Here is a 16,726-nt window from a genome sequence, read left to right as displayed (position 1 = left end):
GAATGGCCCGCTCCTCCTGGAAAGGCCCGTTTGTCGACGGGTATCTGCTCAAGAAGGCCGACGCCGTTCAAACGTCGGGCCGCAAGGATGTGATCAAGACCTGGTCGCGTCGTTCCACCATCCTGCCGCAGTTTGTCGGCCTGACCTTCGGCGTCCACAACGGCCAAAAGCACGTGCCGGTGATGGTCAACGAAGACATGGTCGGCATGAAGTTTGGCGAGTTCGCCCCGACCCGGTCGTTCCCGGGTCACGCGGCGGACAAGAAGGCCAAAAGGAAGTAACTGATGGCCAAGTCCAACAACCCCCGCCGCGTCGGCGCCACCGAGGCTCGCGCCAAGCTGGTCAACGTTCGCATCAGCCCTCAAAAGCTGAACCTGGTCGCCGCTTCGATCCGCGGTCTGCCGGTTCAGAAGGCGCTGAACGAGCTTGAGTTCAGCCGCAAGCGCATCGCCACCGACGTTCGCAAGGTCCTGTATTCGGCCGTTTCCAACGCCGAGAACAACCACAACCTCGACATCGACAACCTGGTTGTCGCTGAAGCGTTCGTGGGCAAGAACCTGGTGATGAAGCGCTTCGCGAGCCGCGCTCGTGGTCGCTCGTCGCGCATCCTGAAACCGTTCAGCGAGATCACGATCGTGGTCCGTGAAGCCGGCGAGGCCGCCTGATGGGTCAGAAAATCAATCCGGTCGGGCTGCGGCTCGGCATCACCCGTACGTGGGACAGCCGCTGGTTCGCCGGCGGCGCCGACTACGCCCGCCTGCTGCACCAGGACCTGAAGCTGCGCACGTGGCTGAAGGAGCGTCTGCTCGCAGCCGGCGTCTCGCGCATCATCATCGAGCGTCCGCACAAGAAGTGCCGCGTGACGATCTACGCCGCCCGTCCGGGCGTCGTGATCGGCAAGAAGGGCGCTGACATCGAGAAGCTCCGCAAGGACATCGCGGCCCGCACTGAAGGCGAAGTTCACCTGAACATCGTCGAAGTCCGCAAGCCCGAAGTCGATGCACAGCTGATCGCTGAAAACATCGCGCAGCAACTGGAGCGCCGGATCGCCTTCCGTCGCGCCATGAAGCGTTCGATGCAGTCGGCCATGCGTCTGGGCGCCAAGGGCGTCCGGATCAACGTCTCGGGTCGTCTGGGCGGTGCTGAAATCGCTCGTATGGAGTGGTACCGCGAAGGTCGCGTGCCGCTGCACACCCTGCGCGCCGACATCGACTATGGCTTCTATGAAGCCAAGACGACCTACGGCATCATTGGCGTGAAGGTCTGGGTCTTCAAGGGTGAAGTGCTCGAGCACGATCCCATGGCTCAAGACAAGCGCTGGGCCCTGGAAGCCTCGGGTCCGTCGTCCAACGAAGGCCGTGGCGGCCCCCGCGGTGACCGCGGTCCGCGCCGTGGTCGTGAGGGCTGATAGGTCATGTTGCAACCTAAAAAGACCAAGTACCGCAAGGCCTTCAAAGGCCGCATCCATGGCTCGGCCAAGGGTGGTTTCTCGCTGAACTTCGGCTCCTACGGCCTGAAGACGGTGGAACCCGAGCGTATTACTGCTCGCCAGATCGAAGCGGCTCGCCGCGCGATCACGCGTCAGATGAAGCGCCAGGGCCGCGTCTGGATCCGGGTCTTCCCGGATCTGCCCGTCACGGGCAAGCCGGCTGAAGTCCGGATGGGTAAGGGCAAGGGCGCCGTGGACCATTGGGCCGCGCGTTGCCACCCGGGCCGTATCCTGTTCGAAATCGACGGCGTGCCGGACGATGTGGCTCGCGAAGCGCTGCGCCTCGGCGCTGCCAAGCTGCCGGTCCGCACCAAGGTGGTCACTCGCCTTGACGCCGGCATCGCTCACCTTGAGGAAGCGGCATGACCAAGATCGCCGATCTCCGGGGCCAAACCCCCGACCAACTGGCCGACGAGCTGCTGAAGCTCAAGAAGGAACAGTTCAACCTGCGCTTCCAGGCCGCCACCGGTCAGATGGAAAAGACTCACCGCGTTGGTGAAGTCCGCAAAGATATCGCTCGCATCTCCACGCTTCTGCGTGAGAAGCGCGCTGCGGTTTAAGGAAACACCTATGCCCAAACGTATTCTTGAAGGCGTGGTCGTGTCCGACAAGGGCGACAAGACGGTCGTTGTGAAGGTCGAGCGCACTCTGCTGCACCCGGTCCTGAAGAAGATCGTCCGTCTGTCCAAGAAGTACCACGCTCACGATGAGGGCAACGCCCTCAAAGTCGGCGACGTCGCACGCATCGTCGAGTGCGCCCCCAAGTCCAAGCTGAAGCGTTGGGAAGTCGTTTCCCCCGCCTCGGCTTCGTAATAGAGAAGGATCGGATCCTATGATCCAGATGCAAACTAACCTGGAGGTCGCCGATAATTCGGGCGCCCGCCGGGTCATGTGCATCAAGGTGTTGGGCGGCTCCAAGCGCCGCTACGCCTCGGTGGGTGACACTATTGTCGCCTCGGTGAAGGAAGCTATTCCTCGCGGCCGCGTGAAGAAGGGCGACGTTGTTCGCGCCATCGTCGTGCGCACCGCCAAGGACATCCAGCGCAAGGACGGCTCGGTCATTCGTTTTGACAAGTCGGCCGCCGTCATCGTCAACAAGCAGAACGAGCCGGTCGGCACGCGGATCTTTGGCCCGGTTCCCCGCGAACTGCGCGCCAAGAACCACATGAAGATCATCTCGCTGGCTCCGGAGGTCCTGTAACATGGCCGCCAAGATCAAGAAGGGCGACAACGTTGTCGTCCTGGCCGGCAAGGACAAGGGCCGCACCGGCCAGGTGCTCCGCGTTCTCCCGACCGAAAACCGCGTCGTCGTGCAGGGCGTCAACATGGTTCAGCGCCACACGCGCCCGACCCAGGCTGACCCGCAGGGCGGCATCAAGCACAAGGAAGCCTCGCTTCACCTGTCGAACGTCGCGATCGCCGACGCCAACGGCAAGGCGACCCGCGTGGGCTTCCGGGTTGAAGGCGACGCCAAGGTTCGCTTCGCCAAGACCACGGGAGACGTCATCTAATGGCTGACACCAAGTACACCCCGCGTCTCAAGATCGAATATCAGGAGCGCATCCGCGCCGCCCTGAAGGAACAGTTCGGTTATACGAACGAGATGCAGATCCCCAAGCTGGACAAGATCGTCTTGAACATGGGTATCGGTGAAGCTGTCGCTGACTCCAAGAAGGCCAATGCGGCCCTCAAGGATCTGACGGCCATCGCCGGCCAGAAGGCCGTCGCCACCAAGGCTCGTAACTCCATCGCCGGCTTCAAGCTGCGTGAAGGCATGGTCATCGGCGGCAAGGTTACGCTGCGCGGCGCCCAGATGTATGAGTTCCTGGACCGGTTCATCACGATCGCGCTGCCGCGCGTGAAGGATTTCCGCGGCCTGAAGGGTACTTCGTTCGACGGTCGCGGCAACTACGCCACGGGTCTGAAGGAGCACATCGTGTTCCCGGAGATCAACTACGACCAGATCGACCAGATGTGGGGCATGGACGTTGTCGTCTGCACCACGGCCAAGACCGATGCGGAAGCCAAGGCTCTCCTCACCGAGTTCAAGTTCCCGTTCGTGAAGAACTGAGCGGGAAGGGAAGAGAACAATGGCTAAGAAAAGCGCCGTAAACCGTAACGAAGCCGTCAAGGCTTTGGTTGCGAAGTATGCCGCGAAGCGGGCCGCCCTCAAGGCGACCGCCAACGACGAAAGCCTGCCGCTGGAGGAGCGCTTTGACGCCCGCCTGAAGCTGGCTGAGCTGCCGCGCAACTCCGCACCGTCGCGCATTCGCAACCGCTGCGAAGTGACCGGCCGTCCGCGGGCCTTCTACCGCAAGCTGAAGATGAGCCGGATCGCCATGCGTGAACTCGGCAATCTGGGGCAAATCCCCGGCCTGACGAAGTCGAGCTGGTAAGGGGAGCGAACAGACATGATGATCAACGATCCCCTGAGCGACATGATCGCTCGCATCAAGAACGCGGCGACTCGCAAGCGTTCCAAGGTGCTGACCCCCGCCTCCCGTCTGCGCCAGCGCGTCCTCGACGTGCTGCAGGACGAAGGTTACATCCGCGGCTATTCGCTGGTTCAAAATCCCGGCGAGTTCCCGCAGTTCGAGATCGAGCTGAAGTACTTCGACGGCCAGCCGGTGATCGCTGAGATCGCCCGCGTGTCGAAGCCCGGCCGTCGCGTCTATTCGGCCATCGGCGACCTGAAGCCGATCAAGAACGGCCTCGGCATCTCGATCCTCTCGACTTCGAAAGGCGTCATGTCCGACGCCAACGCCCGCGACGCTAACGTCGGCGGCGAAGTCCTCTGCAGGGTCTACTGATATGTCCCGTATTGGCAAGAAAACCATCGCTGTGCCGAAGGGCGTGACTGTCACGCTCGACGGCCAGACCGTCTCGGTCAAGGGTCCCAAGGGCGAGCGCTCCTGGACCGTGGCCGAAGAAATCGAAGTCACCCAGGGCGAAGAGGGTCTGTCTCTGGCCCTTCGCACCGACACCCAGCGCGGTCGCGCCATGTGGGGTCTGTCGCGCACCCTGGTCGACAACATGGTCGTCGGCGTCACCGAGGGCTTCGAGAAGACCCTGGAACTGGTCGGCGTGGGTTACCGCGCCGCCCTGAAGGGCCAGGCCCTGTCGCTGCAACTCGGCTTCTCGCATGAAGTCGACATCGCGCCGCCGGCCGGCGTCACCTTCGTCGTGCCGAAGCAGACCGAGATCAAGATCCAGGGTGCTGACAAGCAGGCCGTCGGTCAGATCGCCGCCGTGATCCGCAAGCTGCGTCCGCCGGAGCCCTACAAGGGCAAGGGCGTGCGTTATTCGGGCGAAAAGGTCCGGCGCAAGGAAGGCAAGAAGAAGTAAGTCATGGCTCTTTCTCTGCAACAACAAGCCAAGCGCCGCGCCGAACGCAACCGTCGTCGCCTCAAGGCTGTCTCCAACGGCCGCCTGCGTCTGTCGGTCTTCCGTTCGGACAAGAACATCTCGGTTCAGATCATCGACGACGCTCAGGGCGTCACGGTGGCCGCCGCCTCGTCGCTGGAAGGCGGCAAGGGTTCCAAGGGCTCGAACGTCGCCGCTGCTGCTGCGATCGGCAAGCTGATCGCCGAGCGCGCCAAGGAGAAGGGCGTCACTGACGTCGTCTTCGACCGCGGCGGCTACATCTATCACGGCCGCGTCAAGGCGCTGGCGGAGGCCGCGCGTGAAGCCGGCCTGAACTTCTAAGGGATCGAGAAGCATGGCTCGTGAACCCCAACGCGGACAAGGTGGTCAGAACCGCGACCGCCGCGACCGTAACGCTCCCGCTGTCGACGGTCCGGATTCGGACATCGTCGAGAAGCTGGTGCACATCAACCGCGTCGCCGCCACCGTTAAGGGCGGACGTCGTTTTTCGTTCGCAGCCCTGATGGTTGTGGGCGACGGCAAGGGCCGGGTCGGCTTCGGTCATGGCAAGGCGCGTGAAGTGCCGGAAGCCATCCGCAAGGCGACTGAAGAAGCCAAGAAGACCATGATCCGCGTGCCTCTTCGTGAGAACCGCACGCTGCACCACGACGGCAACGGCCGTTGGGGCGCAGGCAAGATCATGATGCGCGCCGCCCCTCCCGGGACCGGCGTCATCGCCGGCGGTCCGATGCGTGCAGTCCTCGAAACCCTCGGCGTCCAGGACGTCGTGGGCAAGTCGACCGGCTCGTCGAACCCCTACAACATGATCCGCGCGACCTTCGAAGCTCTGAAGGTTCAATCGTCGCCGCGTCAGGTTGCTGCAAAGCGTGGCAAGAAGGTCGCCGACCTGATGGGCCGCCGCAACGACGGCGCTTCGGCGCCTGAAGCAGTCGAGGGCTGATAGACATGGCGAAGAACGAAAAAGCCACCGTCACGGTTCGCCAAACGGCCAGCCCGATCCGCCGCAAGGCTGATCAGCGCGCCACCCTGGCGGGTCTGGGTCTGAACCGCATCGGCCGTGAGTCGACGCTGGAAGACACCCCTTCGGTTCGTGGGATGATCGCCAAGGTCGCCCACATGCTGGAAGTGGTCGAAAAATAAGCTGATGCGCCCTTCCCCGTCCGCGGGGGAGGGCGTTTCACTTTTTAAGAAGCATCTTGCGATGCTGCGTCGGGCCGCCTAGAAGCGGCCCTTCAATTTATCCAACGCCGAGTCAGGTGTGATCCTTGCGATCGATCTGGCGCTAGCACCCGAAAGGATCAGGCACATGAAACTGAACGAAATTCGCGACAACGAAGGCGCCCACAAGAAGCGCATGCGCGTCGGCCGCGGCCCGGGTTCGGGCAAGGGCAAGACCGCCGGTCGCGGTGTCAAGGGTCAGAAGTCGCGTTCGGGCGTCGCCATCGGCGGCTTCGAAGGCGGTCAAATGCCGCTCTACATGCGTATGCCCAAGCGCGGCTTCAACAACGCCAACGCTCTGAAGCTGGCGGAAGTGAACCTGTGGCGCCTGCAAGACGCCATCGACGCCGGCAAGCTGGACGCCAAGGCTGAGATCAACGGCGCCGCCCTGGTGGCCGCCGGCGTGATCCGTCGCGTCAAGGACGGCGTCCGCGTTCTGGGCACCGGCGACATCAAGGCCAAGCTTAACCTGGTCGTGTGGTCGGCCTCGGCCGGCGCCATCAAGGCCATTGAAGCCGCCGGCGGTTCGGTCGAGCAACAGCGCATCGCCGCTGAAGCCAAGGCCGCTGCGCGCGTCGAGAAGCGCAACCTGGCCAAGGGCAAGGTGCCGCCTGCCAAGACGCCGCTGGGCGACGCCAACAAGGTCTCGGCCCGCGCCAAGCGCGCCGCTGCCAAGGCCTAAATCGATATCGTCATCCCGTGCGAGCGTTGCTGATGCGGCGTTCGCCGGGATTGTCCGCACCGGGATGACGAAATTCATGAAAGCGGCCCTCGCAAGACGGCCGCTTTCCGCCTATCTGACGACGGGCATAGTCGTGGGGACCGCCTAATGGCTTCGGCCGCTGAACAACTCGCCGCCAATATGAACATGGGCTCGTTCGCGAAAGCGACCGAGCTGCACAAACGCCTGCTGTTCACGCTGGGCGCGCTGCTGGTCTATCGGATCGGCACCTATGTTCCGATTCCGGGCATCAATTCCGAGGCCTTCCTGGCCTTCTTCCAGAACCCGGACGGCCAGCGCGGCATCCTGGACATGTTCAACATGTTCTCGGGCGGCGCGGTCGAGCGTATGGCCGTCTTCGCGCTGAACGTGATGCCGTACATCTCGGCCTCGATCATCGTGCAGCTGATGGGCGCGGTTTACCCGCCCTGGGAGAAGCTGAAGAAGGAAGGCGGCGAAAGCGGCCGCAAGCAGCTGAACCAGTATACCCGCTATCTGACGGTCTTCCTGGCCCTGGCCCAGTCCTTCGGCATCGCTGCGGGCCTTAACGCCCAGGCCGGTCTGATCGATCAGCCCGGCATCTTCTTCATCATCTCGACGGTCACGACCCTGACCGGCGGCACCATGTTCCTGATGTGGCTGGGTGAGCAGGTGACGGCGCGTGGCGTCGGGAACGGCATCTCGCTGATCATCTTCGCCGGTATCGTGGCGGTTCTGCCGTCTACCGTGGCGCGTCTGCTGGGCCTGGCCCAGCAGGGGCAGATGTCGGTCTTCGCCCTGCTGTTCATCGCCATTCTGGCGGTGGCGACCATCGTCTTCATCGTCTTCATGGAGCGCGCCCAGCGCCGCCTTCTGATCCAGTATCCGAAGCGTCAGGAAGGCAACCGCATGACGGGCGGCGAACGGTCCTTCCTGCCGCTGAAGGTCAACACCGCCGGCGTCATCCCGGCCATCTTCGCCTCGTCGCTGCTGATGCTGCCGACGACGGTGGCCACGTTCACCGCCAACGCCAACCTGCCCGAGTGGATGAGCTGGCTGCCGATGGTGACGGCGCAGCTGACCCACGGCCAGCCGCTGTTCATGATCCTGTATGCGGTCCTGATCGTCTTCTTCTGCTTCTTCTACACCTCGATCACCTTCAATCCCGAGGACACGGCCGAGAACCTGCGCAAGTACGGCGGCTTCCTGCCGGGCATCCGTCCGGGCAAGCGCACGGCCGAGTACCTGGACTATGTCCTGACGCGACTGACCGTGATCGGCGCTGCCTACATCACCGCCGTCTGCCTGCTTCCGGAGTTTCTGGTCAGCAGCATGGGCAACAGCCTCTACTTCGGCGGCACCTCCATCCTGATCGTCGTTTCGGTGACGATGGATACGGTGGCCCAGATCCAGTCCCAACTGCTGGCGCACCAGTATGAAGGTCTGATCAAGAAGGCGAAGCTGCGTGGTCGCGGCGGCCGGGGCGGCGCCGCCCCCGTCCGGCGCTAAAGCTCGGGGTAGGGGAGCCCGCACGATGAATCTGATCCTGTTCGGGCCGCCTGCGGCCGGTAAAGGCACGCAAGCCAAGCGCCTGGTCGAAGAGCGGGGCATGATCCAGCTGTCGACCGGCGACATGCTTCGGGCTGCGATCGCCTCGGGCTCGGAACTCGGCCTCAAGGTCCAGGACGTGCTTGCACGCGGCGACCTCGTGACCGACGACATCGTCATCGCCCTGATCGAGGACCGTTTGCCGGAAGCCGAGGCCGCCGGCGGCGCCATCTTCGACGGTTTCCCGCGCAATGTGGCCCAGGCCGAAGCCCTGGACGCCATGCTGGACAAGCGCGGCGCGCGGATCGACCGGGTCGTCCGTCTCAAGGTCGATGATCAGGCCCTGACCGACCGGATCGCCAAACGCTTCGCGGAGCAGGGGCGTCCAGACGATAATCCCGAGACCTTCAAGGACCGTCTGACGGTCTACAACGGCCAGACTGCGCCCCTGCTTCCCTACTATGCGGCCCAGGGCAAGTTGACCGAGATTGACGGCATGGGGGATATCGCCACCGTGGCTGCGGCCATCGACGGCGCCCTGGCTTAAGGCGCATCCTGATCTGAAGCGGTGTTCGGGCGTTAGGCGTCCGAGTATCCACTTCAACGGGGCGCACATGAGCAGAAGATCGTCGTCGCCAAACGGCAGGTTGACCCTGGCGGGCGTGGCGACCAGCGTCGGCCTTCTGCATTTGGCGCTGTTCGCTCTGCTGGGTCACCTGCGACCCACAACGCAATACACGCCGTCGTCGCGGCCGGTCGAGGTTGAACTTGTCCGGCCGTCGCCAATTCCGCCCTTGCCGGTTTCGCCGCCGCCTCGCACGCCGACGCCGACCGCCGGGGGAGGGGCGCCCTCGGCGCCGTCGATCGTGCGGCCTGCGCGGCCCAGACCCGTTCAACCCCCGCCCGAACTCACAGCGCCGCCTCGACCTGCGCCTGAGCAGCCATTGGTGATCGGCGTCGCGTCGCCGCCGTCACCTTCGCCGGGACCGGGCCAGGGCGGACAGGGCGCAGGGCAGGGCGGGGGAACTGGCTCGGGTGTCGGGCGTGGCGCGGGCGATGGACGCTTCCGGTTGCTGCGCGGGCCGACGATAGGCGAACTGCGCCGCCTCCATCCGCCGGCTGCCTTTCGCCAGAGGATCGGGGGACAGGCGACCCTGTCCTGTCGGATACGGCTCGACACGCGTCTTGAGGACTGTCGGGTGGTGGAGGAAAGTCCGACCGGCATGGGGTTTGGCCCAGCCGCCCTGGCGGCGTCGATCCATTTCCGGTTTCAGCCGCCCATACGCGACGGCGCGCCCGTGGATGGGCAGGAAGTCCCCGTCGTCGTTATCTGGCCCTGACGTGTGAGGGCGACTTGAAGTCCGGCAGCCGTCAGGCATTATGAGTCATATCTCGACGTTATGTCATGGCTTCCGGAGGGATCCCTGTGCTTGTGGAGGCGCAGAACGGCTCAGACGACAGGCGACGCCTGATAGCGGTCATCGGGGTCGGTTTGATCCATGTCGCCCTTATCGCCGTTTTCGCCCTCGACCGACGCGACTTGCCATCGGAAACCTTCCAGCCGCCGGCCTTTGATATCCTGATGATGCGGCTGTCGCCGACAGCCCCGTCCGTCGACAAAGAGGCCGGAGGAGGCGCGCCACCGGCGGCTTCACGCGTTCACAGAGCGGTTCATCCGCCGGTTGAAAAGGTGGAGGCGCCGGCGCCGCTCGTTCAGGCGCCGCTTCCGACGCTTGAGGTCGGGCTCGCGGCTGTGCCGACTATCGAGCCTGGCATGGGACGTGGAGGCGACGGTACGGGGCAAGGCGACGGTCTCGGCGAGGGGGATGGCGCAGGCGCAGGTCGGGGGACCGGGCCGGTTCTCCTTAGCGGTCCGAAAGGAGCGGTCATGACGGCCAACGTCTCTTCGGCCTCGCTGGCGACGCTGCCCGGTTCCTACGCCGTGCTTCAATGCTATATTCAGGTGGGCCGCGACCGTCTGGAAGACTGCAGGGTGCAGGACGAGCATCCGGCGGGCGAAGGCGTAGGGCGGGCTGCGATTCAAAGGGCCGGGGAATTCCGCTATAGAGCGCCCAGCCGCATAGGCCGCTTCGGCGGGCGTCATCGTCAGGTGATCGCCGTGGCTTTTCCGCCTGTGCAAGCGCCGGCGGGAGGCGGCGATGGCGGCGCCCGTTGACGCAAACAGAATCCCCTGTATAAGGGCCGCTTCCGCGAAGGGCGCACACGCTCCTGGTCTGTTGACCGGAGCGGTTTCCGCGTCTGTTTAAGCGTATCTGGAGATTCTCGTGGCCCGTATCGCTGGCGTCAACATTCCGACCAACAAGCGCGTCGAAATCGCGCTTCAGTACATCCATGGCATCGGCGCGCACGCCGCCAAGGAAATCACCGCGAAGGTCGGCATCGAGCCGGCGCGCCGCGTGAACCAGCTGACCGACGCAGAGGTCCTGCAGATCCGTGAAACGATCGACAAGGACCACACCGTCGAAGGCGACCTGCGCCGCGAGACGTCGATGAACATCAAGCGTCTGATGGACCTGGCCTGCTACCGCGGCCTGCGTCACCGCAAGGGCCTGCCGGTCCGTGGTCAGCGCACGCATACCAACGCACGTACCCGCAAGGGTCCGGCCAAGCCGATCGCCGGCAAGAAGAAGTAAGAGAGGGCTGATCGATGGCCAAGGAACCGGGTCGCGTAAAGAAGCGCGAGCGCAAGAACATCACGTCGGGCGTCGCTCACGTGAACGCCTCTTTCAACAACACCATGATCACGATCACGGACGCCCAGGGGAACGCGATTTCCTGGTCTTCGGCTGGTCACATGGGCTTCAAGGGTTCGCGTAAGTCGACCCCTTACGCCGCCCAGATGGCCGGTGAAGATGCGGGCAAGAAGGCCCAGGAACACGGCGTCAAGACGCTGGAAGTCAACGTCTCCGGTCCGGGTTCCGGCCGTGAGTCGGCGCTCCGCGCGCTGCAGTCCATCGGTCTGACGATCACGACCATCCGCGACGTGACTCCGATGCCGCACAATGGTTGCCGTCCGCCCAAGCGCCGCCGCGTCTAAGCGACCGCCTACCCCTTTTCCCGCCGGTTCCGGCTGCCCTGAACGTGAGGGTGCGGAACCGGCGAAATCCGTTCGAGGGACTCTATGATCGAAAGAAACTGGCAAGAGCTGATCCGTCCCGAGAAGCCGCAAGTCGAGGGCGGCTCCGACCCGCTGCGCAAGGCGCGTCTGGTCGCTGAGCCTCTCGAGCGCGGTTTCGGCGTGACGCTCGGCAACGCGCTTCGTCGCGTTCTGCTGTCGTCGCTGCAAGGCGCGGCTGTCACGGCCATCCAGATCGACGGCGTCGTTCACGAGTTCTCGTCGCTGGAAGGCGTTCGGGAAGACGTGGTCGACATCGTCCTGAACATCAAGCAACTGGCGCTGCGTATGCACGCCGAAGGCCCCAAGCGCATGACCTTGCGCGCCACGGGCCCCGGCGTCGTCACGGCGGGCCAGATCGAGGCTCCGGCTGATATCGAGGTTCTGAACCCCGATCACGTCATCTGCACGCTCGACGACGGCGCTTCGGTCCGCATGGAACTGACTGTCCAGAACGGCAAGGGCTACGTCGCCGCCGAACTGAACCGTCCGGAAGATGCGCCGATCGGTCTGATTTCGGTCGACGCCCTCTATTCGCCCGTCAAGCGCGTCGCCTATCGCGTCGAGCCGACCCGTCAGGGTCAGTCGATGGATTACGACAAGCTGATCCTGGAAGTGGAAACCAACGGCGCCGTCTCGCCGGTTGACGCGGTGGCCTATGCCGCCCGCATCCTGCAAGACCAGCTGCAGATCTTCATCACCTTCGACGAGCCGACCAAGGCTGTTGAGGCCACGGACGGCAAGCCCGACCTGCCCTTCAACCCGGCTCTGCTCAAGAAGGTCGACGAACTGGAGCTGTCGGTCCGCTCGGCCAACTGCCTGAAGAACGACAACATCGTCTACATCGGCGACCTGATCCAGAAGACCGAGGGCGAAATGCTTCGCACCCCGAACTTCGGCCGCAAGTCGCTGAACGAGATCAAGGAAGTTCTCGCGACGATGGGCCTGTCGCTCGGCATGGACGTGCCGAACTGGCCGCCCGAAAACATCGAAGATCTGGCCAAAAAGTTCGACGACCAGATCTGATCATCAACCCTCCGCCCAGCGCCCTTCGGGGCGCGGATGGGGCGGTTAGAATGAACAAGGCCCCAGGTCCCGCCCCTTTAGTTAAGGCCGGAAACCAGGGTTGAGTAGGAGAGACCCCGATGCGCCACGGCGCCGCTTACCGCAAGCTCGGCCGTACGGTCAGCCACCGCCAAGCCATGTTCGCCAACATGGCCGCCTCGCTGATCAAGCACGAGCAGATCACCACCACCCTGCCGAAGGCGAAGGAACTGCGTCCATTCGTCGAGAAGCTGGTCACCCTCGCCAAGAAGGGCGACCTGCACGCTCGTCGTCAGGCCATCAGCGCCGTCCGCGACGTGCCGCAGGTGGGCAAGCTGTTCGAAACGATCGGCCCGCGCTACGCCGAACGTTCGGGTGGTTACATCCGCATCATGAAGGCCGGCTTCCGTCACGGCGACAACGCTGCGATGGCCGTGATCGAGTTCGTCGACCGCGACACCGCCGCCAAGGGCCTGGACTCGGGTCCGGTCTACGCGATCGAAGGCGACGAAGCGTAATCGCTCCATCGACTTGATACATTGAAGGGGCGGCTGGAGTGATCCAGCCGCCCTTTTCGTTTGCGCGGCGCTGTGCGGCTTGCCGGTGGGCAGGCGGGGCGCGATACAGCCCCCATGACCCGTCCCCAAGATCACATCACCGCCTATACGTCCGCCCATCGAGAGGCCTGGAAGCGGCTGAACACAGATTGGCTGGTGGAGGGCGGCTTCGTCCTGGAAGCCAAGGATCACCTGACCCTGGATGATCCTGAAGGACAGATACTATCCAGGGGCGGCCATATCTTCCTTGCCGAGCGTGATAGGGCGCCGGTCGGCTGCTGCGGCCTGATCGCCATGTCGGACGGCGGCTATGAAGTCACCAAGATGACGGTAATCCCAGAGGCGCGGGGCGGGGGTCTTGCCCTGAAGCTGCTGGAAGCTTGCGAGGCGGCGGCCCGGGACGGGGGCGCGCACCGCCTCTATCTGGAGACCAGCTCGACCCTTGAGGCGGCCTTGGGCCTCTATGCCCGCTTTGGCTTTGTCCACCTGCCGCCGCAGCCGACGCCCTATGCCCGCGCCGACGTGTGGATGGAGAAGCGGCTTTAGCCGCTATTCCTTGGACAGATCCTGACGGCTGAACCAGCCGATGGCTGCGGCCAGGGGGGCCAGGGTCCACAAGGCCAGGCTGGTGAGGGCCTTGAGGGCGAGGCCGTCGGGCATGGCGGCGGCCGCCATCCCGCCCTGGATGAGCGCCTTCAAGGTGTCGAAGGCCAGGCCCGGAACCAGAAGTTGGGTCAGCCAGTCGCCGGTCTCCAATCCCAGAGGTCCAGCAAGAGGGCCGCCGAGGAAGGACTGGGCCACGCCGAGCACCAGGGGGACGAACAGGGCCGCCACCAGCGACCGGGTCACGGTGGCGGCCAGCAGGCTGATCATCAGGAACTGCACCACGCGCACGAAGGACAGGAGGAACAGCAGGGCGAAGTCGGCGGCCTGTTCGGCGCCGAAGGTGAAGGCCATTGGGCGGTCGAAGATGGCGGCCTTGGCGACGTCGGCCATCGAGGCGGCCAGCAGAAAGACCAGCATGGCGGCCAGGGTCAGCAGCTTCACCACCCCGACCTTGCCCAGCAGCAGGTTGGGGCGGCTGTTGCGGGCGCTGATCAGACGCCAGGTCTCCCAGCGATAGTCGCCGGCATAGAGGGTGGCGGCGCCGATCAGCACGAAGGCCAGGATGGCGGGGTTGGCCAGATCGCCGGCGCTGCTGGCGAGGGCCTGACCCAGGTCCAGGGGGCCGCCCAGTTCGACGGGCAGGTTGGCGCCATTGATCTTGACCGCCTTGGACTGGATCAGCAACTGACTGATGATTGAGATCGCCAGGCCCGCGATCGGCACGAAGAAGACGCTCCAGAAGACGGCGGTGCGGTTCTGGAACAGGCGGTAAGCCTCGGAGCGGATGGCGTCAGCCAGCATGGAGGGCCTCCCGAACCTGAGCATCGGTGCGTGCGGGGCCGGTCTCGGCCATGAAGACGCTTTCCAGATCGGCGCCGACCCAGCGGGCCTCGTCGATGTCCACGCCCTGTTCGATCAGGGCGCGGAGCAGGGCAGGGCCCTCGGCGCGAGGGATGGCGGCCAGAACGGCGTCGCCGTCCAGCGAACCCTTGTCGCCCAGGACGCCCATGATTTTGGCGAGCGGCGTGGCGGACAGGCGCAGGCGTTCGCCGGAAGCGGTCAGTTCGCTGACCTTGCCCTCGGCGGCCAGCTTTCCGCGATTGAAGATGGCCACGCGGTCGCAGACGCGCTGGACCTCGAGCAGTTGGTGGCTGGCCAGGATGATGGTCACGCCGTCGTCGTCGGCCAGGCTGCGGATCAGGGCGCGCATCTCCTGGATGCCGGGCGGGTCCATGCCGCTGGTCGGTTCATCGAGGATGACGAGATCGGGCCTGGTCATCAGGGCGGCGGCGACGCCGAGGCGCTGCAACATGCCGACCGAGAAGCCGCGCACGCGGCGGTTGGCCGCCTCGGTCAGGCCGACGCGGTCCAGCCAGGCCTCGACGGCGGCGTCCTTGCCCATGCCGTGAGCGAGCGCCAGCCATTCCAGCACCTGACGGGCGGTCATGTAGGGCGGGAAGCGGGGCGTCTCGATCATGGAGCCGATGCGGCGCATGACGGCGGGGTCGCCCGCCTGCTGGCCCAGGACCCGGACCTCGCCCGCCGTGGGTCGGATCAGGCCCAGCAGGATGCGGAACAGGGTGGACTTGCCGGCGCCGTTCGGCCCCAGCACGCCGTAAACCCCGCCGCGCGGGATGGAGAGGCTCAGCCCGTCCAGGGCGCGTACGGCGCCATAGGTCTTGGTCAGGCCGGTCGTTTCGATCACAGCGGTCATGCGGTCGAGCTTGGCCCGGTGGGGATAAGCCGACAAGCCGTCTTCTGCCTGTCGCAGATTAAGCTTAGGCAATCTTCCCGAAATCGCTTCGGAGTTTCCATGCTTTCTCGTGTCGCGGGCCTGTGTCTGGCCCTGTTGCTTACGGCCTGCGCCACCTCGCCGGTCGTCGCCCCCAAGCCGCAGGCGGCTGAGCCGCCGCTGGTCATGCTGATCTCCATCGACGGCTTCCGCGCCGATTATCTGGACCGGGGGATCACGCCCAACCTGTCGCGACTGGCGGGCGAGGGCGCCACGGGGCCGATGCGGCCGTCCTTCCCCAGCGTGACCTTCCCCAATCACTATACGCTGGTCACGGGCCTGCACCCCGACCATCACGGCATCGTCGGCAACAACATGGTCGACGCCGAACTGGGCCGGTTCTCGCTGGGCAACAAGCAGGCCGTCACCGACCGCCGCTGGTGGGATCAGGGCGAGCCGATCTGGGTCACGGCCGAGAATGCCGGCGTGAAGACGGCCACCATGTTCTGGCCGGGGTCGGAGGCCGCCATTCGCGGGGTGCGGCCGTCCTACTGGACGGAGTTCAATCAGGGCATGCCGGGCGACGCACGCGTGGACCGCGTGCTGCAATGGATGGACCTGCCGGAGGATCAGCGGCCGCAGCTGACCACCCTCTATTTCGACATTGTCGACACCCAGGGCCATCGCCACGGTCCCGACGGGGCCGAGACGGTCGAGGCGATCCGCTCGGTGGACGCCTCCGTCGGCCGTCTGGTCGAGGGGCTGAAGGCGCGGGGCCTGTATGAGCGCACGGTGCTGGTGGTCGTGTCCGACCACGGCATGGCCGCGACCTCGCCCGAGCGCGTGACCTGGATCGACGACCTGATCGACCCGGACGCGATCCAGATCATCTATTCCGGCGCCGTCACCTTCCTGAACCCCGTCGCTGGTCGCGAGGCGGAGGTCGAGGCGGCGCTGCTGGGCTCGCGCCCGCATCTGGATTGCTGGAAGAAGAGCGAGATCCCGGCGCGGTTCGTCCTGGGCTCCAACCCGCGCGTCTCGGCCATCGTCTGCGCCTCCGAGCCGGGCTGGACCTTCACGACCAGGGCGCGGCCGGTGACGAAGCCGGGCGGGGCGCATGGCTATGACAACTTCTCGCCGGACATGGCGGCCATCTTTATCGCTCACGGGCCCGGCGTGGTTCAGGGGCGACGGCTGGCCGATCTCGACAGCGTGGACGTCCAGCTCTTACTGGCGCGTCTGCTGGGCATCGACGCGCCGCGCGGCGACGGTCGGGCCGAGGACACGCTGCCGGTGACGATTCCCTGATCCA

The 16,726-nt window shown here is 65.0% G+C and carries 27 protein-coding genes and 1 pseudogene; 26 read left to right on the top strand and 2 right to left on the bottom strand.

What is annotated here, in order from left to right; translation table 11 throughout:
* Positions 1-2: 2 nt before the first annotated feature.
* From rpsS to ACOZBP_RS04965, 25 genes and pseudogenes are all read left to right on the top strand, one after another.
* Positions 3-281, top strand: a complete 279-nt coding sequence (gene rpsS / locus ACOZBP_RS05085; RefSeq protein ID WP_105563635.1) for a 30S ribosomal protein S19 — start codon at positions 3-5, stop codon at positions 279-281.
* Positions 282-284: 3 nt separating this feature from the next.
* Positions 285-665, top strand: coding sequence for a 50S ribosomal protein L22 (gene rplV / locus ACOZBP_RS05080; protein WP_105563636.1), 381 nt, complete (start codon positions 285-287; stop codon positions 663-665).
* Complete coding sequence (gene rpsC / locus ACOZBP_RS05075) at positions 665-1,408, top strand: 30S ribosomal protein S3 (protein ID WP_422675302.1); 744 nt, start codon at positions 665-667, stop codon at positions 1,406-1,408. Before rplV ends, rpsC begins: the two co-directional genes overlap by 1 nt.
* A 6-nt stretch (positions 1,409-1,414) precedes the next feature.
* The gene (gene rplP / locus ACOZBP_RS05070; RefSeq protein WP_105563638.1) at positions 1,415-1,855 is read left to right on the top strand and encodes a 50S ribosomal protein L16; all 441 of its coding nucleotides are present in this window, start codon (positions 1,415-1,417) and stop codon (positions 1,853-1,855) included.
* Positions 1,852-2,049: a 50S ribosomal protein L29 gene (gene rpmC / locus ACOZBP_RS05065; RefSeq protein ID WP_105563639.1), complete on the top strand. Its 198-nt coding sequence runs from the start codon at positions 1,852-1,854 to the stop codon at positions 2,047-2,049. The genes rplP and rpmC overlap by 4 nt, the downstream gene beginning before the upstream one ends.
* A 10-nt stretch (positions 2,050-2,059) precedes the next feature.
* Positions 2,060-2,302 carry a 30S ribosomal protein S17 gene (gene rpsQ, locus ACOZBP_RS05060; RefSeq protein ID WP_105563640.1) on the top strand — a complete coding sequence of 81 codons (243 nt, stop codon included), beginning with the start codon at positions 2,060-2,062 and terminating at the stop codon, positions 2,300-2,302.
* A gap of 19 nt (positions 2,303-2,321) precedes the next feature.
* On the top strand, positions 2,322-2,690 hold the full coding sequence (rplN, locus tag ACOZBP_RS05055; RefSeq protein ID WP_021698481.1) for a 50S ribosomal protein L14: 369 nt from the start codon (positions 2,322-2,324) through the stop codon (positions 2,688-2,690).
* Position 2,691: 1 nt separating this feature from the next.
* Positions 2,692-3,000 (top strand): 50S ribosomal protein L24, encoded by a 309-nt coding sequence (gene rplX / locus ACOZBP_RS05050; protein ID WP_422675301.1) that lies wholly within the window; start codon positions 2,692-2,694, stop codon positions 2,998-3,000.
* A complete protein-coding gene (gene rplE, locus ACOZBP_RS05045) occupies positions 3,000-3,560 on the top strand; it encodes a 50S ribosomal protein L5 (protein ID WP_422675300.1) in 561 nt (186 codons plus the stop codon). Before rplX ends, rplE begins: the two co-directional genes overlap by 1 nt.
* Before the next feature lie 19 nt (positions 3,561-3,579).
* On the top strand, positions 3,580-3,885 hold the full coding sequence (gene rpsN, locus ACOZBP_RS05040) for a 30S ribosomal protein S14 (RefSeq protein ID WP_105563643.1): 306 nt from the start codon (positions 3,580-3,582) through the stop codon (positions 3,883-3,885).
* 15 nt (positions 3,886-3,900) lie between these two features.
* Positions 3,901-4,299, top strand: coding sequence for a 30S ribosomal protein S8 (rpsH, locus tag ACOZBP_RS05035; RefSeq protein ID WP_105563644.1), 399 nt, complete (start codon positions 3,901-3,903; stop codon positions 4,297-4,299).
* Position 4,300: 1 nt separating this feature from the next.
* Positions 4,301-4,834, top strand: a complete 534-nt coding sequence (rplF, locus tag ACOZBP_RS05030; protein ID WP_422675299.1) for a 50S ribosomal protein L6 — start codon at positions 4,301-4,303, stop codon at positions 4,832-4,834.
* Positions 4,835-4,837: 3 nt separating this feature from the next.
* Positions 4,838-5,194: a 50S ribosomal protein L18 gene (gene rplR, locus ACOZBP_RS05025; protein ID WP_422675298.1), complete on the top strand. Its 357-nt coding sequence runs from the start codon at positions 4,838-4,840 to the stop codon at positions 5,192-5,194.
* Positions 5,195-5,207: 13 nt separating this feature from the next.
* A complete protein-coding gene (gene rpsE, locus ACOZBP_RS05020) occupies positions 5,208-5,813 on the top strand; it encodes a 30S ribosomal protein S5 (RefSeq protein ID WP_105563647.1) in 606 nt (201 codons plus the stop codon).
* Between the two features lie 5 nt (positions 5,814-5,818).
* Positions 5,819-6,013: a 50S ribosomal protein L30 gene (rpmD, locus tag ACOZBP_RS05015; RefSeq protein WP_422675297.1), complete on the top strand. Its 195-nt coding sequence runs from the start codon at positions 5,819-5,821 to the stop codon at positions 6,011-6,013.
* 166 nt (positions 6,014-6,179) lie between these two features.
* Positions 6,180-6,641: pseudogene (gene rplO, locus ACOZBP_RS05010) on the top strand (50S ribosomal protein L15); the annotation flags it as partial.
* A 279-nt stretch (positions 6,642-6,920) separates the two neighbouring features.
* Positions 6,921-8,300 (top strand): preprotein translocase subunit SecY, encoded by a 1,380-nt coding sequence (secY, locus tag ACOZBP_RS05005; protein WP_422675296.1) that lies wholly within the window; start codon positions 6,921-6,923, stop codon positions 8,298-8,300.
* A 25-nt stretch (positions 8,301-8,325) separates the two neighbouring features.
* On the top strand, positions 8,326-8,886 hold the full coding sequence (locus ACOZBP_RS05000) for an adenylate kinase (RefSeq protein ID WP_422675295.1): 561 nt from the start codon (positions 8,326-8,328) through the stop codon (positions 8,884-8,886).
* A 67-nt stretch (positions 8,887-8,953) separates the two neighbouring features.
* On the top strand, positions 8,954-9,679 hold the full coding sequence (locus tag ACOZBP_RS04995) for an energy transducer TonB (RefSeq protein ID WP_422675294.1): 726 nt from the start codon (positions 8,954-8,956) through the stop codon (positions 9,677-9,679).
* A 548-nt stretch (positions 9,680-10,227) separates the two neighbouring features.
* Positions 10,228-10,515: a hypothetical protein gene (locus ACOZBP_RS04990; RefSeq protein ID WP_422675293.1), complete on the top strand. Its 288-nt coding sequence runs from the start codon at positions 10,228-10,230 to the stop codon at positions 10,513-10,515.
* 109 nt (positions 10,516-10,624) lie between these two features.
* The gene (gene rpsM, locus ACOZBP_RS04985; protein ID WP_114816471.1) at positions 10,625-10,993 is read left to right on the top strand and encodes a 30S ribosomal protein S13; all 369 of its coding nucleotides are present in this window, start codon (positions 10,625-10,627) and stop codon (positions 10,991-10,993) included.
* A 14-nt stretch (positions 10,994-11,007) separates the two neighbouring features.
* Entirely contained in the window at positions 11,008-11,397 is a 390-nt protein-coding gene (rpsK, locus tag ACOZBP_RS04980; protein WP_292036867.1) for a 30S ribosomal protein S11, read from the top strand.
* 84 nt (positions 11,398-11,481) lie between these two features.
* Positions 11,482-12,501: a DNA-directed RNA polymerase subunit alpha gene (locus ACOZBP_RS04975; protein WP_422675292.1), complete on the top strand. Its 1,020-nt coding sequence runs from the start codon at positions 11,482-11,484 to the stop codon at positions 12,499-12,501.
* Between the two features lie 119 nt (positions 12,502-12,620).
* Entirely contained in the window at positions 12,621-13,037 is a 417-nt protein-coding gene (rplQ, locus tag ACOZBP_RS04970; RefSeq protein ID WP_292036869.1) for a 50S ribosomal protein L17, read from the top strand.
* Between the two features lie 114 nt (positions 13,038-13,151).
* Entirely contained in the window at positions 13,152-13,622 is a 471-nt protein-coding gene (locus ACOZBP_RS04965; protein ID WP_422675291.1) for a GNAT family N-acetyltransferase, read from the top strand.
* Positions 13,623-13,625: 3 nt separating this feature from the next.
* On the opposite strand, the gene ACOZBP_RS04960 is transcribed toward ACOZBP_RS04965, so the two are convergent.
* Together ACOZBP_RS04960 and ACOZBP_RS04955 are read right to left on the bottom strand one after the other, a co-directional pair.
* Positions 13,626-14,483 carry an ABC transporter permease subunit gene (locus ACOZBP_RS04960; RefSeq protein WP_422675290.1) on the bottom strand — a complete coding sequence of 286 codons (858 nt, stop codon included), beginning with the start codon at positions 14,481-14,483 and terminating at the stop codon, positions 13,626-13,628.
* On the bottom strand, positions 14,473-15,396 hold the full coding sequence (locus ACOZBP_RS04955) for an ABC transporter ATP-binding protein (RefSeq protein ID WP_422675490.1): 924 nt from the start codon (positions 15,394-15,396) through the stop codon (positions 14,473-14,475). Before ACOZBP_RS04955 ends, ACOZBP_RS04960 begins: the two co-directional genes overlap by 11 nt.
* 99 nt (positions 15,397-15,495) lie before the next feature.
* Here ACOZBP_RS04955 and ACOZBP_RS04950 point away from each other — a divergent pair, with 99 nt between their 5' ends.
* On the top strand, positions 15,496-16,722 hold the full coding sequence (locus tag ACOZBP_RS04950) for an ectonucleotide pyrophosphatase/phosphodiesterase (RefSeq protein ID WP_422675289.1): 1,227 nt from the start codon (positions 15,496-15,498) through the stop codon (positions 16,720-16,722).
* The last annotated feature ends 4 nt before the right edge of the window (positions 16,723-16,726 follow it).

Origin of the sequence: Brevundimonas sp. NPDC058933 (assembly GCF_049315965.1) — a bacterium.
Taxonomy (GTDB): Bacteria; Pseudomonadota; Alphaproteobacteria; order Caulobacterales; family Caulobacteraceae; genus Brevundimonas.
The sequence above is the reverse complement of the archived record's forward strand: the minus strand, read 5'-3'. Positions and strand labels throughout refer to the sequence as shown.

What these genes read in the sequence shown, in the direction of transcription:
- secY (WP_422675296.1), top strand. Translation starts at nt 6,921, where the DNA reads ATGGCTTCGGCCGCTGAACAACTCGCCGCCAATATGAACATGGGCTCG.
- ACOZBP_RS04955 (WP_422675490.1), bottom strand. Translation starts at nt 15,396, where the DNA reads ATGACCGCTGTGATCGAAACGACCGGCCTGACCAAGACCTATGGCGCC.
- rpsE (WP_105563647.1), top strand. Translation starts at nt 5,208, where the DNA reads ATGGCTCGTGAACCCCAACGCGGACAAGGTGGTCAGAACCGCGACCGC.
- rpsS (WP_105563635.1), top strand. Translation starts at nt 3, where the DNA reads ATGGCCCGCTCCTCCTGGAAAGGCCCGTTTGTCGACGGGTATCTGCTC.
- rplF (WP_422675299.1), top strand. Translation starts at nt 4,301, where the DNA reads ATGTCCCGTATTGGCAAGAAAACCATCGCTGTGCCGAAGGGCGTGACT.
- rplP (WP_105563638.1), top strand. Translation starts at nt 1,415, where the DNA reads ATGTTGCAACCTAAAAAGACCAAGTACCGCAAGGCCTTCAAAGGCCGC.
- ACOZBP_RS04960 (WP_422675290.1), bottom strand. Translation starts at nt 14,483, where the DNA reads ATGCTGGCTGACGCCATCCGCTCCGAGGCTTACCGCCTGTTCCAGAAC.
- ACOZBP_RS04965 (WP_422675291.1), top strand. Translation starts at nt 13,152, where the DNA reads ATGACCCGTCCCCAAGATCACATCACCGCCTATACGTCCGCCCATCGA.
- ACOZBP_RS04995 (WP_422675294.1), top strand. Translation starts at nt 8,954, where the DNA reads ATGAGCAGAAGATCGTCGTCGCCAAACGGCAGGTTGACCCTGGCGGGC.
- ACOZBP_RS04975 (WP_422675292.1), top strand. Translation starts at nt 11,482, where the DNA reads ATGATCGAAAGAAACTGGCAAGAGCTGATCCGTCCCGAGAAGCCGCAA.
- rplN (WP_021698481.1), top strand. Translation starts at nt 2,322, where the DNA reads ATGATCCAGATGCAAACTAACCTGGAGGTCGCCGATAATTCGGGCGCC.
- rplX (WP_422675301.1), top strand. Translation starts at nt 2,692, where the DNA reads ATGGCCGCCAAGATCAAGAAGGGCGACAACGTTGTCGTCCTGGCCGGC.
- rplE (WP_422675300.1), top strand. Translation starts at nt 3,000, where the DNA reads ATGGCTGACACCAAGTACACCCCGCGTCTCAAGATCGAATATCAGGAG.
- rplQ (WP_292036869.1), top strand. Translation starts at nt 12,621, where the DNA reads ATGCGCCACGGCGCCGCTTACCGCAAGCTCGGCCGTACGGTCAGCCAC.
- rplR (WP_422675298.1), top strand. Translation starts at nt 4,838, where the DNA reads ATGGCTCTTTCTCTGCAACAACAAGCCAAGCGCCGCGCCGAACGCAAC.
- ACOZBP_RS04950 (WP_422675289.1), top strand. Translation starts at nt 15,496, where the DNA reads ATGCTTTCTCGTGTCGCGGGCCTGTGTCTGGCCCTGTTGCTTACGGCC.
- rpmC (WP_105563639.1), top strand. Translation starts at nt 1,852, where the DNA reads ATGACCAAGATCGCCGATCTCCGGGGCCAAACCCCCGACCAACTGGCC.
- rpsK (WP_292036867.1), top strand. Translation starts at nt 11,008, where the DNA reads ATGGCCAAGGAACCGGGTCGCGTAAAGAAGCGCGAGCGCAAGAACATC.
- rpsQ (WP_105563640.1), top strand. Translation starts at nt 2,060, where the DNA reads ATGCCCAAACGTATTCTTGAAGGCGTGGTCGTGTCCGACAAGGGCGAC.
- rpsH (WP_105563644.1), top strand. Translation starts at nt 3,901, where the DNA reads ATGATGATCAACGATCCCCTGAGCGACATGATCGCTCGCATCAAGAAC.
- ACOZBP_RS05000 (WP_422675295.1), top strand. Translation starts at nt 8,326, where the DNA reads ATGAATCTGATCCTGTTCGGGCCGCCTGCGGCCGGTAAAGGCACGCAA.
- rpmD (WP_422675297.1), top strand. Translation starts at nt 5,819, where the DNA reads ATGGCGAAGAACGAAAAAGCCACCGTCACGGTTCGCCAAACGGCCAGC.
- rpsN (WP_105563643.1), top strand. Translation starts at nt 3,580, where the DNA reads ATGGCTAAGAAAAGCGCCGTAAACCGTAACGAAGCCGTCAAGGCTTTG.
- ACOZBP_RS04990 (WP_422675293.1), top strand. Translation starts at nt 10,228, where the DNA reads ATGACGGCCAACGTCTCTTCGGCCTCGCTGGCGACGCTGCCCGGTTCC.
- rplV (WP_105563636.1), top strand. Translation starts at nt 285, where the DNA reads ATGGCCAAGTCCAACAACCCCCGCCGCGTCGGCGCCACCGAGGCTCGC.
- rpsC (WP_422675302.1), top strand. Translation starts at nt 665, where the DNA reads ATGGGTCAGAAAATCAATCCGGTCGGGCTGCGGCTCGGCATCACCCGT.